This is a genomic window from Pseudomonas sp. LTGT-11-2Z, assembly GCF_003691445.1.
Classification (GTDB): Bacteria; Pseudomonadota; Gammaproteobacteria; order Pseudomonadales; family Pseudomonadaceae; genus Aquipseudomonas; species Aquipseudomonas monteilii.
This window is the reverse complement of sequence record NZ_CP033104.1, coordinates 1,593,725-1,606,263: the sequence shown is the minus strand read 5'-3', so window position 1 is coordinate 1,606,263 and position 12,539 is coordinate 1,593,725. Positions and strand designations below refer to the sequence as shown.

The following is a 12,539-nucleotide window of genomic DNA, read 5'->3' as shown; positions in this document are numbered from 1 at the left end:
CCAGGTAATGACCAAACTCACGGTATTGCGCAACGACAACAATGAAGAAGAAAGCAACCTGCCAAGCAGGTTCTTTCCCAGCGCAGGCTCTGGCCATGGATGGTTTCAGCTTGAGCCGGCTGGGGAAGAGTCACCCTCACACTCTGAGCTAAGCTGGGCTCTCCAGGAGTGGAATGACGACTGCGTCCTCATGGAGTACGACGCTGCCACAGGCAAAGGACGCTTCGTGATCGTCGACTGGTATGCGCCGGCGCCGGGGACCGTGCTCGAGCTGAACCTGCAGCGCGAAATGACTTTTGAGGAGCAGGATCCAGACGACGCGGAATGATTCTACTAGTTCACATTTTAGAGATCGCCCAACATCCGGAGGGAACGGATATCCCTTCACCCAGTCACACGCAGGGATGATGTCGAGGTGAGGTGGATGATGAAACTACAAGGATTCGCAAGCCGACACAGCTACTTGAGCGTCCAACTTGAAAAGCTCTACCAGCAGCTGTCCGGCCCTCCCGATATCGTGGGCTTTTCGGCGTCAGTCACGCAACTCAACGACGACATTTGCGAATTGCAGCGGGATGTCATGGAATCAGTAATACTCCGTTCCAGATCACCGGCTCCGGGGACCAGGTCTTCACCGACCGATTGACCCCAACTCACTCAGGCTCTCGGCGATCAAGAGGATCTCGAGGAGGTGTGACGGTCAGGGTGAAACTCCCGGTGAGGCTTTGTCGCAGCTCCTGAGGCATCCAGTAGGCAAACTGCACTAGCCACGCGCCATCCTTCAGCCGATGGGTTTCCTGGCGAAACTCTTCAACAGATGCTTCATCTATGCCGAGAAGGGCCGCCACTTCTGGGTTGGTGGGTATGCGGTCCATCACTAACCTGCCTCCCTGCGCCTTACCAATGTTGCAAAATACTCCAGCGCAATTGAACTGACACCAACCGTCTATCGGTCGGAGAGCTTGCCCGTTGTCATCCAGGAATAAGCGCGCTGAAGCGCCCATGTCATTGCCGTAGTCATCGTCTGATCTTTGCAGTCCAAATAGCCCTCCTCGAGCAGCAACTCACCATCTTGGGCATAAATCCCGAGAAATAGCTGAGTCTGGTTCGCCTTTGAGACCCTTACCTGGATGTTAATGAGGGAGCCATCCGCCATCCTCTCATCGAAGTTTCTGAAGTGCAGATCTGGATCTGCCCACTCCCAGAAAATTTGACCTCTGTTGCGCATGTCCCGTCCCAGGGTAAGTGACAATCCAGGCAGTATGAGCCATATCCACAAGCCTGCCACGGCAAAAACGCTCCGTCTGCTCCACCCGACCTAACTCCCCGATAAATCCAAGCACCCTCAGATATCTATTTCCTACTGCGCCTGGTGGGCCGATCCGTTTTCCTGTATCGGTCCCCACTTCAGGTGCAGTCCCATGTTCAATCCCCTCCCGCCCTCATGGCGAGCAGTCCCCTTGCTCGTTGTCGCGTTGGCCACCGGCACCGCCCATGCCGAGATCTGGGCCATAACAGACTCAGCGCACCCACTGACTTCCGTACCAGCAGATGTGCGTGTCATCAAGCTCGATGACCAACAGCGCATCGAGGAGCAGTTGTCCCGAGAGCTGCCACCTAACCCTCACCAGGCCGCTCTCGCCGCACGACGGCTGATGAGCACTCCGGCAGGGGCCGCACTGATGCAACAGCTGGCCACCGCCCAGCAGGGAAATGCTGATGCCTGGAGTGTCGGTGTTTCGAAGGTGCCGGCGGTGGTCGTCGATCGCCGGTATGTGGTGTACGGCCAACCCGACGTGGCAACAGCCATGCAGACCATCAACCGTGCAAGGGGGCAATGATGAGGCGAATATCCAGACTGACCCTGACCGGTCTTCTTACAGCATCACTCCCGCTCTCAGCATCAGCGGCCATCAGTTCAGCGGCGATTATCGCCTCCACCAGTTCGCCTACCTGCCTTGAGTACAAAGTGGTCGGCATCTGCTACTGGCTGCTCTGCACCCCTGTTGGCTGCACGGTCAAAACCTCCACCAAAGTCCGGCATTACATCCCGGACGCGGTGGTATCTGCCTACGCCAATACCGGGGAAAACCCTTGGACAGAGGTGAGCCCGATGGGAGCGCCGAATGCGGCAGCGCAAGCCGGTAATGATGGAACAACCAACCACAACGCCGAGAACAACATCGCCAAGTTCAAGGAGGCAGACGTTATTGGCCATCCTGGGGCTGCGGTGTTCAGCCGGTTCGCCAGTTCCTTTGGCTATTCCTGCCACGGCGCGACCACGCCTTACGTTCCATACATGCTCAGCACGCTGGACACCCTTGCATGGCGGTACGGAGTACCCGAGTCCGTTTACCCGGAGGCCCTGATTCCGGGCATGCGTGAAGTCGGCGGCCTTCTATCGGCAGACATGTGGGGAAGCGTTTACCCACGCAGCGGCTTCATCCACCAGGTCGACGATTTTAAAGCCGGTGCTGTCATCGCCCAGCGCGCCGGCGACGTCACCACCCGTGTCGGTCAACCCCACGTGTACCTGCCAATGCGCGGTCTTGCAGAACCAGGCTACTGGCCTGCCGGCGAGCTGAAAGAAGGCGATGCCACCACAGGAAAGTGGCAGCAACTCACGCCAACCATGAGCCCCACCTGCGCCGTATTCCCCTCCCCCGGCCCTAATGCCGACGCTGTCGACGAAGCCTATGCGTGGGCCCTGTGGCGGCCCTACTCATGCTGCCAGCGTAAGGGCCAAACCTTCCTGGGAAGCACTGACTTCCAATGAGATATGACTGGAGAGTTCAATGAATAAATTATCCATCGCGATCATTCTCGCAGCTGGCATGACCAGCACCTGGTGCATGGCCGAGGCCGCCGACCCGATCAAGGTCGAATCCCAGGGCAGCGTGATCGGAGACGACGTGCTCTACAGCATCGGTGGTGGCAGTGCTGTCCAGATGGGCAGCGCTGGCCAGATGGAGAGCATCACCGTCGGTGCCGGCTGGCAGAACAACCTGGTCTGCGGAAACATGGACCTCAGCAACACGCTGCAGAACCAGCTGAACGGCGCAACGCAGGGTTTCCAACAGATCATGGGCAGCGTCATCCAGAACGCTACCGGCGCAGTCACGTCACTGCCGGCGATGATCCTGCAGCGGGCCAATCCCGCCCTCTATAACCTGCTGACGAACGGAATCCTGCAGGCGCGCCTCGACTACGACCGATCGAAGGGAACCTGCAGGGCGATGGCCGAACGCATGGCCGACATCGCGGGTGGTCAGATGGGGTGGGGCAAGGTTGCAGAGGGGCAAAAGATGGGGCAAGCCCTGGCATCCAGCAACGACGCCGTAGCAGTGGTCGACAAGGTCGAGGAAGCGCCTGGAACCAACGGCGTGACCTGGGTAGGCGGAAAGCAGGCCGGCGGCAACGGTCAGCAGCCTATCAAAGTGGTCGGGGACGTCGCGAAGGCAGGCTATAACCTTCTCAACAACCGCGCAGCTCAGGATACCTCGAGCATTCCGCAGGCCAGCTGCTCCAATGGACTGGTATGCGGCAGTTGGGAATCACCAGCCGAAGCCGCCCAGTTCGCAAACCGGGTCCTGGGTGAGCAGCAGATCCAAACCTGTGAAGGCTGCGCCACCACCTCGACTCCGGGAGTGGGCCTGACGCCGCTGATCCAGGAAACATACGACAAGAAGCTCGCGGCGCTGCAGGAGCTCTTGAAGCCGGGAACACAGATCACCTCCGAGAAGCTGCGTGAGGCCAGCAGCGACTCACTGCCCATCACCCGCGGCGTCGTAACCGCACTTCGTGACGAGCGTGACCAAGCTGTACTTACGTCCCGCCTTGCCTCGGAGGTGGCACTTGCAGACGTTCTGGAGAAAGCGCTTCTGATGCAACGCATGCTGATTACAGGCAGCAGGGAGCCGAATGTGAGCATGAACAAGATTGCCGTAGAAGCGACCCTCGGCCAGGTGGACAACCTCCAATTGCTAATCACGAATCTGAAGACCGAGCTCGATATGCGACAGCAGCTCGCGAACAACTCTCCGATGAAAATCATCGAACGCGGCAAGGCACGCTCCGAAAGTTCTCGCTCGATTTACAACGCGGCGCCTGAACAGGATCGCATGATTCAGCTGCAGAAGCCTGCCGGCAAGGAGTGACCATGTCCGAAGATGTCGAGAAAAAAGTCCACCCCCTGAAAGTCCTGCTCGGGGGCGTAGCTTTGAGCGTAGTGATGCTGCTGCTGAGCGTGTTGCTCGGCATCATCGCGGTCAATCACCTGGGTGTTTTCGACACTTGGCTGAAGTGGCGTGAGGGCAATTACCTGCCACTGCTGCTATGGCGACTTGCCCTCTACGGCAGCATCGTCATCGCCTGGTTGAAGCTCAAGGCGCGACTGCCCGGAACGGGGGATGGCCAACCATCTAAAGGCGCTCAGCGGGTCGAGTTCTTGGTGCTCCTGCTGTTCGTGATAATCGAAATCTCGAAGGCGCCAATCACCTGGTCGGAGGTGCTATGACGCTCTATACAAACGACTACCTGGAGTATTACCTCACCCTGGTAGGGTGGATCATCAACAACGGGATCTGGGACATGATCTCCGACACGGGGCTGTTTGCCCTGCCCTTCATCATCATCGTCGCCCGTGAGTGGATCAAGGTACGAGGAGAAGGTGCCGACGAAGGCAACAAAGGTGTGCTGTCCCTGGCTCGCATTGAAACCCAGCTGTACGTCGGATACGTGGTCGTTTCACTGTGTGCTGTGCCAGCCATCTCCGTGGGGTTTGACACTCTGCAGTTCGATCAGGCGCGAGGGAAGCAGTGCCAAGTGCTGACGCCGGCGCCCTCGGAGACAGGCTGGAACACCACCTTCAGCTCGTTGGCCGGCAAGAGCGCGAAGGTGCCGGTGTGGTGGGCGCTCGTTCACGCGCTGTCCAAGGGTTTGAATAGCGGTGCTGTTGCAGCCATCCCTTGCGGTACGGATCTCAGGCAAATGCGCATGGAGGTCGACGCGATGAGGATCGGCAACCCCCTGCTCGCGCAGGAGGTGGCAGACTTCACCCACGATTGCTTCGGTCCTTCCCGCGCGCGCCTGTTCATGCGTCAGCCCGACATTGGGTCGATCGCCAAAGACCAGAAGGCCCTGCAGGACCTGAACTGGATCGGGTCCCACTACTTGCTGAATACAGCTGGTTACTACGACACGGACTACTCCAGAACACCACGTACATCCTGGCCGTATGACACGAAACGAGATGATGGCATGCCTCAGGTGACCGGGGGCGGTGGGTACCCCACCTGCAAGCAGTGGTGGTCAGATGGGAGCATCGGCCTACGGGACCGACTGAAAGCCCAGGTCGACCCAAGTCTGCTGAACCAGTTCCTCGGATGGGCAAAGTGGCTGTCCCAGGAGGAAGTAACCGACTCGATGATTCGCCAGCTCGTGTCGCCATCCAGCCAGGTCAACGGCGACGTCTACACCGACTATGGCGGACAGATCGACGGAACCGTCTGGAATGGCCTTGCTCGTGCAGGGGGTACACTGGGGGTCGCCGTAGGCTCGCTGGCCTTCTTCCCGGCTATGGACATGGTGCGTCAAGCATTACCGATGGTAGTGGCCTTCCTCAAGATGGCCATGGTTATCTGCATTCCACTGGTACTGATAATCGGAGCGTATCAACTGAAGGTTGCCATGACCATGTCAGTAACAATGTTCGCCTTAATATTTGTAGATTTCTGGTTTCAACTGGCAAGATGGGTCGACAGCACTATCATCGACGTTTTATATGGCTCGGGCTCGCCGCACTTATCCTTTGATCCAGTGATGGGCTTGAACACCACGACTCAAGACGCGATTCTGAACTTCGTCATGGGTTCGATGTTTATCATTCTCCCAACCTTTTGGGTTCTAGCTCTTGGCTGGGCAGGAGTGCAAACAGGTACAATTCTTAGCGGACTGTCAGAAGGAACTGGAGCAGTGCAAAGGGCAGGTCAAAAAGCAGGCAATCTGGTTGAGGGCGGAGTAAAGTCGGTTGCTGGAGGAGCCTCAAAGAGCTGAGCGCATCATGGTGATACTGGCTTGATACAGCAAGTACTGAGCCAGTATCTATTTAACTGACCTACCATAAGAATCAAGCGGTCTTTCAAAAACATCCCGACCGTATGGTGCCTCTTCATCCTCAGAAAACAGCTCAACCTTTCCGAGGTCAACTTTGGAAAGTGCGTACAGACCGAGAGTCAGAGAAAAGACTGTCAGTAGCACCGACATAACCCAGCTGATCGAGTTGGCTAAAATGAGCGCAATAACCGTTGCTAGGAATACCCGTTTAACCCAACGGACTGTCGGATTGATGTCATGCATGAAGAAACGCGCCACGCTCCCCAGAGCCCGGCCCAAGCGGAAGGCAATCGATCGTTTGGCGGCTGTGGTCATGTTCCATCTCCTTGCTCTGTGAGAGCACCTTGCCATCAGATATACGACACCTTTGGCATTTCCGCAAGAGGTATGGCATAAAACGCCATCACCACTCATCAGGTTCACATCCATGGCCACCCACAATGTCGTCGTTCCAAAGCCGATGGAGCAGTCCATTGATGATTTAGTCAACACTGGTCGGTACCAGAACTTCAGCGAAGTCGTGCGTGCAGGCATCCGGATGCTGCTTGAGCATGAAGCAGCTGAGGCAGCCAGGCTCGAAGCACTGCGGAACGCAACATCAGTAGGCATCATGCAGGTCGAAGCAGGCCAGTACGATGAAATCGATCCGTCCAATCTGGCAGCCTACCTGGACAATCTTGGAAGACTAGCGGGCGATAAAGCATGAGTAGGGTCATGGTTCGCATGTCACCCCAGGCATGCATCGACATCGCCGATACGCTTCGCTTCACTGAGGTGAGGCTCGGTCAGTCCGTCAGGAATCGGTATCAAGACTTGCTGCAGGAGACGCTCCTCGCCCTAGCTGAACAGCCGACGCCGGCAGACAGCAAAATGCGTGATGAGCTTTCCCCGGGCCTTCGCAGCCTGCATCTGTCATTCAACGTGCTGCAGATGACTGACGGCCGTGTGATTAGACCTCGACATATCGTGTTTTACCGAACTGGGACAGATCAAATCGTTGAGATACTACGAGTCCTCCACGATGCTATGGAGGTCGCGCAGAATTTGAAACACCTGCATCAGCAGTAAAGGGTAAATGGCTCAGAAGCAAATGGGCTTGAATGGATAATGGAATGGATCACAAGGGTAAAAGCCCTACCCGAAAGGGCGGACGTAGTCCGACAAAAGGAAACGCTAGGAGCTTAATATGCAAGCAACTTGGTGGGAAAAAACAGTCGAGTACGGTTTCATCCTTAGACTCAACGCAGCCGGTCGATTAGATTTCGCAGCGCCGATTGCAGGCCGTCATGAGCGTTCATCAGGCGATGGAATTTTCGGAAAAGATAAAAAACTGGTACTTGTAGAGTTCAAGAGAGACAAATCAGAGATCGCAGCAGAGAAAACAATCTTCACAGACTACGACGTAGCTGCAAATCAGTTGAACCACTACAACCATCATTGGATTGTATATGGAGGCCTAACCAATGAGCAAAAATTAGGACTCGGGAACCAGAAATATTTTGACCCGAATGCTCGGTCCGCCGACCTGGCTGATATTCTTTCCATGGGCATAACTCACCCTGAGTTTATGAACTACCTTGAACAACTACAATATTACAGGAGTGCAGATGGGCGCGGCGGAGGTGGTCACGTCTCACCCGAAAGCATGTTGGGGATGTAAGCCGGAACCCCAGAAATTTCCGTCACCCTAGTTGGGTGGGCTCAACACTCGTGTCACCAGCTACCTTCTGGAGAATCGAGCTCGGCCATCCCTCCCTGGACGGGCATCGCTCGACGATGTTCAACGGCTCCCTCACGGGGCCGTCGTTTTGTGGGGGCTATTCCATCCACAAGTCGTCGAGGTTCTTGAAGTTCCAGAGCGTCGGGTCTTCGGGGCCAGTGATACTGTCCTTGCAACTCGTGGCCGCCAGGTCGATGGTCTGCATCGGGATCGGCTCTCTCGAGCGTAGCGAGAAGAACACGCGAACCTTGGGAGTCAGCAGTGATTCCATTCCCGGCTCAACGACAACGGCCAGACGCTGAGAGGACAGGCGAACCAAGGAGCCGACGGGGTAGATGCCCACGGCCTTGACGAAGGCGTGGAAGATGCGTTTGTCGAAATGGCCCTCCCACTTGGCCATCTGCCGCATCGCCGCGGACGGGTCCCACGGCTTTTTGTAGGCTCGCTCCGACGTCACGGCATCATAGACGTCGCAGATTGCGCCCATGCGGGCCAGGAGTGAAATGGCGTCACCGGCCAAGCGATCCGGGTAGCCGGTTCCGTCGATCTTCTCGTGATGGTGCAGGGCAATGTCCACCACCCCGGGCTCGGCCCCGCCTGCGCGCAGCATCTTTGCGCCCTCCACAGGGTGGCGCTTCATGATGGCGAACTCGGCATCGGTGAGCTTGCCTGGTTTGTTAAGCACTTCCAGCGGCATCGCGGCCTTGCCTAGGTCGTGCATCAGTCCGCCGATGCCAGCCAGGCGCGTTTGCTCCTCGTCTAGATCGAGATGCCGGGCCAGCGATAGCATCAGGGCGCAGACGGCAACCGAGTGCAGGTAGGTGTAATCGTCGTGCGTTTTGATGCGTGCGACGCTGATGAGGGCATGAGGTTGGCGCAGCACCGAGGCAGCGATTTCTCCGACCAGCGGCAACGTCGTGCTTGGGTCGACGGCCTTGCCAAGCCGGGCTTCCTGGAACATGTCCATGACTTGGGACTTGGCCGCAAGACAGAGTTTCCGTGCATAACACATTTCGCTCTCCATTGAGGTTGCGCCGTCACTTTTCTTGCTTAGTGGACTAGACGGCAGAGATTGCTCCTCCGACAATTCTCTGGGCTCTGGGCTCTGGGCTCTGGGCTCTGGGCTCTGGGCTCTGGGCTCTGGGCTCTGGGCTCTCTGGGCTCTCTGGGCTCTCTGGGCTCTCTGGGCTCTCTGGGCTCTCTGGGCTCTCTGGGTCGACTTGGCTTTTGGCCAAGTCGACCCAGACCTCCCCGACGCCACATTCTCGAATGGCAGAGAGATCCTGAGGCTCGGTCAGCAGGAAGCTGCCGCGCCAGAATGGGTGTCGAACCCAAGAGCCGGCGAGCTTGTGGATGTACATGCCGAGACGAAGCTCGGATACGGGAATGCGTTTTACCAACTTATTTTCCTTTCTGAGTTGGGTGGTTAGGCGTGCGCCGAGGCTGGCACCCAGCGGTAGAGCGGAGGTAAGGTCACGCCAAGATTCTTGGATCAGCCGGAACCGCCGAAATTTCCGTCAGCCGATCAACATGGCTTTGTCTCGCGCTCGGTCGATGCGTTCCTGCATCGCCTGCATGACTTCTTCGTGGGTGTACGACTTGGCGTTGGGGTCGTCGGCCTCTCGGAGAGCTTCCTCGACCTCGCGGGTCATCCGCGCATATTCTTCCGGCCACAGCGCTTGCTCCATGCGCAGCGACGCCTGCCCAAGCAGGTGCAGCAGGCCGAACAGCCGCATGTCATTGGTGGCGACGACGTGCTCTCGAATCCGCTCCTGGATCACCTCGCAGGCCCGATGCGCCTCTGGCGTCGCCGTGCCCTCGTAGCCGGCTGGGAGTTCTGCTTCTTCAGCGATTCGCGCCCAAGCGATAGCCAGCGCCTCGATGGTGGACAGGTTCATTTGCTCATCCACTTGCGCAGCAGACGCTTTTTCAGGGAGGCGCGCTCTTGCGGATTGCGTCCCTTGTGGTTGGCAATGCGATCCGCCGTGGCGGCCTGGCGCTTGATGGGCCAGTAGGAGCGGCCATCCTTACCCATCGACCAGACGTTGCTGACCTGGTTTTCCAGTAGAGGCAGATGGGCGCATAGAGCTTCCGGCGACGCGCTGGCCAGCGCGGTGCGCTCGTGGGTTCGCCAGCGCTGATGCCAGAGTTTCTTGTCCTCGCGCTCGCTACGGCAGGTCGTGTGCCCAACGATGGGCGTTTTGCGGCGGCTGCGGCTCATGATGTGGTTGTCTCCAAGAACATTCAGGACAGGCTTTCTGGGTAGAGCGCCGTCAACCGGGACAGGGTTTCTTGCACTTGTTCCAGCGAGGTCATCAGATGATCAACCTGATCCTGAAGATCCACGGCGAGATCAAATAGCTCAGCCACTCGGCTGCGTGATCCCTCGTTGAACGCGGCCATTGCCAGTTGATGCAGCTTCAACAGGTCGGTGCGCAGTTGCGGAGGTGCGCCGTCTGCGCTGTCATTCAAATCGCCGCGCAGCACGTCCACGGCATCGACTGCACGCAGCAGTGCCGTGGTATCGAAATTCTCGGGAGTCAGTTCGTCCCATTCGTCGTCGGTGATGCGGGCTGCCATCAGGAGGGCTCCGATTAAGCGGTTGCGAGCGTTAGATGCCCGATCGGCTCGGCTGCTGGCCGTACCTTGATTTCGATGTCGTAGCCGAGGCGATTCAGACAATCCATCAGCTTGCGTTCGGATAGATTGGTGAAGTCGCCGCGCATCATGCCCGACACCTTCGGTTGCGGGATGCCCATGCGTTTGGCCGCCGCTTGTTGAGTCAGCCCAAGGGCGCGCATGGCCCTCCTGATCTCGACCACCAGGCCGGTCTTGATCTTGAGCTTTTCAGCGTCAGGCAGTCCAAGGTCGGCAAAGACGTTGCCCGAGCTGCGCTGAACCTCGACGCCTTCAATGATTCGTTTTTGCATTTCGTAGCTCCTGTGCCAATACCTCGGCCACCTTCAGCCGAGCGCGGATGATGTCCATGTCGGCCTTTGGCGTGGCGATTCCGCTCTTGCTCTTCTTCTGGAAGCAGTGCAGGACGAACACCGCTTCCGCAAACTTGACCGTGTATACCGCTCGATAGGTGCCGCCGGCATCGTCTTCGACGACCTCCAGCACGCCGGCACCACCGAACCCCTTGAGCACCTTTGCTGCGTCATCCTGATCGCCTATCTGCGCCAACGAGAGCGCGTAACCGAAACGGCGACGCACGTCGGACGTGCAACGCCATCAAATCCTTGTGGCTGCTCGCGATCCATTCGAGCGGTTTTTCTTTGTTTGTCATGACGGAATTTTATACCTGTTCAGGTAATGATGTAAACGCGGCAACCTCAAGGAGGTGTCGTAAAACATTAGCGTACGATTTTTTCCGAATTCTGCGGGCACCCCTAAACCATGTTTTGTCGCGTATTCCCTCCCAGGCTGTGGATAGCCCGTCTATTAGGAACCGAGTTCCGTCTATTAGGAACCGAGTTCCGTCTATTAGGAACCGAGTTCCGTCTATTAGGAACCGGCCACATCCGTAAGACCTTGATTTCAAAAGATAAAAAGCCGTTTTTTCCTCCTAAATCTTTTAAATCTTTTAAATCTTCTTAAAACCTCTCAGCCTGTGGGCAACTCGCAGCCCTGCAAGCAACATACAAGCCGCCGTTAGCGCCCTATGGGCGCGCCTACCCTTCGGTCGCTTCGCTCCCTTCGCCCCGCCGCTTCGCGTCGGCCTGTCGCGGCCTGCGCCCGCTCAAAAATGCCTGGCCTACGGCCAGCAACGTTTACCAAGGGCGCGGCAAGCCGCGCCGGCGTCAACCCAACCACCTCGAACTGAACCAAACCTATGCGCCGCCTGAAGGCTCGCTAAGGGTTGGACAGTATGGATCGAGGCGATCCGACCGCCTGTACTCATCCTGGACGACTGCCGCCGCCTGCAAGTCCGTAAGGGTTGAACGCCAAAGAGGGGGCGGGAGCGCTGCAACCGGAGCAGCGTCAGAGCCTCCAGAATCGCCCACACAACGCGGAAGCTGTCAGTCAGGGGGCAAGCCTACCTTAGCACCAGAAACGCGCCCAGGGGGCCGCAGGGGGCCGCAGGGGGCCGATTTTGGGGACGATAGAGAAATCGGGTAGGAGGCGGGGTCGCCCCCGCCGTCCTCCCACACCACCGTACATACGGTTCCGTATACGGCGGTTCCTGCCTACTGACAGACTGCGTCAGCGAGCTTGGTTCCGTTGATGTGTCGCCTGTGGTAACTAAGCGCCCAGACCGGCCCTCGGAGTTTCCGACTCCTACCTCCTGATGGTCTCGACCGCCGCTGTTCACGACGTTTCTGCCTTACGCTCCAACAGAGAGCACACCTGACTATCCACTCATGACAGGTTCAGCCCTTCATCGCTCCGGTTCCGAGCAACTACTACGGCCTCTGCTGACTTCTGTTCGCCCATCCCGCCACCTCTCGGTGCCGGTAGCACGTGGCAGGCCAAACAGATCTCCCAGGGTAATTCGCGCGCCCTTCCTGCTTATGCCTGTCGGATTTACGTCGTAGCGTTCCGTGCAAGTATCGGGCTTTGGCAATCGTTGCTACCTCACCCCGCTACGCCGCCTCTATCCGCTTCCTATACGTCAGACCAGCATTTTGCCTCGGGCTTCCTTCAGATTCGCGGTCACCCGCGACACCCTTGCCTTCAGCTAACACTTCCCCTTGCCGGGTGT

At 57.8% G+C, this 12,539-nt stretch carries 17 protein-coding genes and 1 pseudogene; 9 read left to right on the top strand and 9 right to left on the bottom strand.

Features of this window, described 5'->3' with window-relative positions; genetic code table 11:
* Positions 1-7: 7 nt before the first annotated feature.
* The gene (locus D8767_RS07400; RefSeq protein WP_023660755.1) at positions 8-328 is read left to right on the top strand and encodes a hypothetical protein; all 321 of its coding nucleotides are present in this window, start codon (positions 8-10) and stop codon (positions 326-328) included.
* A gap of 325 nt (positions 329-653) precedes the next feature.
* Here the strand turns inward: D8767_RS07400 and D8767_RS07395 are convergent, their stop codons facing one another.
* On the bottom strand, positions 654-875 hold the full coding sequence (locus tag D8767_RS07395) for a hypothetical protein (RefSeq protein ID WP_060495291.1): 222 nt from the start codon (positions 873-875) through the stop codon (positions 654-656).
* Positions 876-1,421: 546 nt separating this feature from the next.
* Here D8767_RS07395 and D8767_RS07385 point away from each other — a divergent pair.
* The 5 genes from D8767_RS07385 to D8767_RS07365 are packed head-to-tail and all read left to right on the top strand — an operon-like array spanning position 1,422 to position 6,054.
* On the top strand, positions 1,422-1,841 hold the full coding sequence (locus tag D8767_RS07385; protein WP_023662957.1) for a TIGR03757 family integrating conjugative element protein: 420 nt from the start codon (positions 1,422-1,424) through the stop codon (positions 1,839-1,841).
* Positions 1,841-2,776, top strand: coding sequence for a TIGR03756 family integrating conjugative element protein (locus D8767_RS07380; protein ID WP_023662956.1), 936 nt, complete (start codon positions 1,841-1,843; stop codon positions 2,774-2,776). The genes D8767_RS07385 and D8767_RS07380 overlap by 1 nt, the downstream gene beginning before the upstream one ends.
* A gap of 19 nt (positions 2,777-2,795) precedes the next feature.
* Positions 2,796-4,157: an integrating conjugative element protein gene (locus D8767_RS07375; RefSeq protein WP_023662955.1), complete on the top strand. Its 1,362-nt coding sequence runs from the start codon at positions 2,796-2,798 to the stop codon at positions 4,155-4,157.
* A 2-nt stretch (positions 4,158-4,159) separates the two neighbouring features.
* Positions 4,160-4,516 carry a hypothetical protein gene (locus tag D8767_RS07370; RefSeq protein WP_023662954.1) on the top strand — a complete coding sequence of 119 codons (357 nt, stop codon included), beginning with the start codon at positions 4,160-4,162 and terminating at the stop codon, positions 4,514-4,516.
* Complete coding sequence (locus D8767_RS07365; protein WP_023662953.1) at positions 4,513-6,054, top strand: conjugal transfer protein TraG N-terminal domain-containing protein; 1,542 nt, start codon at positions 4,513-4,515, stop codon at positions 6,052-6,054. Before D8767_RS07370 ends, D8767_RS07365 begins: the two co-directional genes overlap by 4 nt.
* Positions 6,055-6,102: 48 nt before the next feature.
* Here D8767_RS07365 and D8767_RS07360 read toward each other — a convergent pair whose 3' ends face one another.
* On the bottom strand, positions 6,103-6,429 hold the full coding sequence (locus D8767_RS07360; RefSeq protein ID WP_023662952.1) for a hypothetical protein: 327 nt from the start codon (positions 6,427-6,429) through the stop codon (positions 6,103-6,105).
* A 112-nt stretch (positions 6,430-6,541) separates the two neighbouring features.
* Between D8767_RS07360 and D8767_RS07355 the strand changes: the two genes are divergently transcribed.
* The 3 genes from D8767_RS07355 (at position 6,542) to D8767_RS07345 (ending at position 7,774) form a co-directional block, all read left to right on the top strand.
* Positions 6,542-6,820 carry a type II toxin-antitoxin system ParD family antitoxin gene (locus tag D8767_RS07355; RefSeq protein ID WP_009402065.1) on the top strand — a complete coding sequence of 93 codons (279 nt, stop codon included), beginning with the start codon at positions 6,542-6,544 and terminating at the stop codon, positions 6,818-6,820.
* An 8-nt stretch (positions 6,821-6,828) separates the two neighbouring features.
* Positions 6,829-7,182, top strand: coding sequence for a type II toxin-antitoxin system RelE/ParE family toxin (locus D8767_RS07350; protein ID WP_023662951.1), 354 nt, complete (start codon positions 6,829-6,831; stop codon positions 7,180-7,182).
* A 118-nt stretch (positions 7,183-7,300) separates the two neighbouring features.
* Positions 7,301-7,774 (top strand): hypothetical protein, encoded by a 474-nt coding sequence (locus tag D8767_RS07345; RefSeq protein ID WP_122048292.1) that lies wholly within the window; start codon positions 7,301-7,303, stop codon positions 7,772-7,774.
* A gap of 157 nt (positions 7,775-7,931) precedes the next feature.
* Here D8767_RS07345 and D8767_RS07340 read toward each other — a convergent pair whose 3' ends face one another.
* The 7 genes and pseudogenes from D8767_RS07340 to D8767_RS07310 form a co-directional block, all read right to left on the bottom strand.
* Positions 7,932-8,801, bottom strand: coding sequence for an HD-GYP domain-containing protein (locus D8767_RS07340; protein WP_223198360.1), 870 nt, complete (start codon positions 8,799-8,801; stop codon positions 7,932-7,934).
* Positions 8,802-8,892: 91 nt separating this feature from the next.
* Positions 8,893-9,195, bottom strand: a complete 303-nt coding sequence (locus tag D8767_RS07335) for a DUF3391 domain-containing protein (protein ID WP_254177186.1) — start codon at positions 9,193-9,195, stop codon at positions 8,893-8,895.
* Between the two features lie 156 nt (positions 9,196-9,351).
* Positions 9,352-9,732 carry a hypothetical protein gene (locus D8767_RS07330; protein WP_001054412.1) on the bottom strand — a complete coding sequence of 127 codons (381 nt, stop codon included), beginning with the start codon at positions 9,730-9,732 and terminating at the stop codon, positions 9,352-9,354.
* On the bottom strand, positions 9,729-10,055 hold the full coding sequence (locus tag D8767_RS07325) for a hypothetical protein (protein ID WP_000091614.1): 327 nt from the start codon (positions 10,053-10,055) through the stop codon (positions 9,729-9,731). Before D8767_RS07325 ends, D8767_RS07330 begins: the two co-directional genes overlap by 4 nt.
* Before the next feature lie 23 nt (positions 10,056-10,078).
* Complete coding sequence (locus tag D8767_RS07320) at positions 10,079-10,414, bottom strand: hypothetical protein (protein WP_000741275.1); 336 nt, start codon at positions 10,412-10,414, stop codon at positions 10,079-10,081.
* A gap of 14 nt (positions 10,415-10,428) precedes the next feature.
* Positions 10,429-10,764 (bottom strand): helix-turn-helix domain-containing protein, encoded by a 336-nt coding sequence (locus D8767_RS07315; protein ID WP_001172026.1) that lies wholly within the window; start codon positions 10,762-10,764, stop codon positions 10,429-10,431.
* Positions 10,745-11,123: pseudogene (locus D8767_RS07310) on the bottom strand (type II toxin-antitoxin system RelE/ParE family toxin). Before D8767_RS07310 ends, D8767_RS07315 begins: the two are co-directional and overlap by 20 nt.
* Between the last annotated feature and the right edge of the window lie 1,416 nt (positions 11,124-12,539).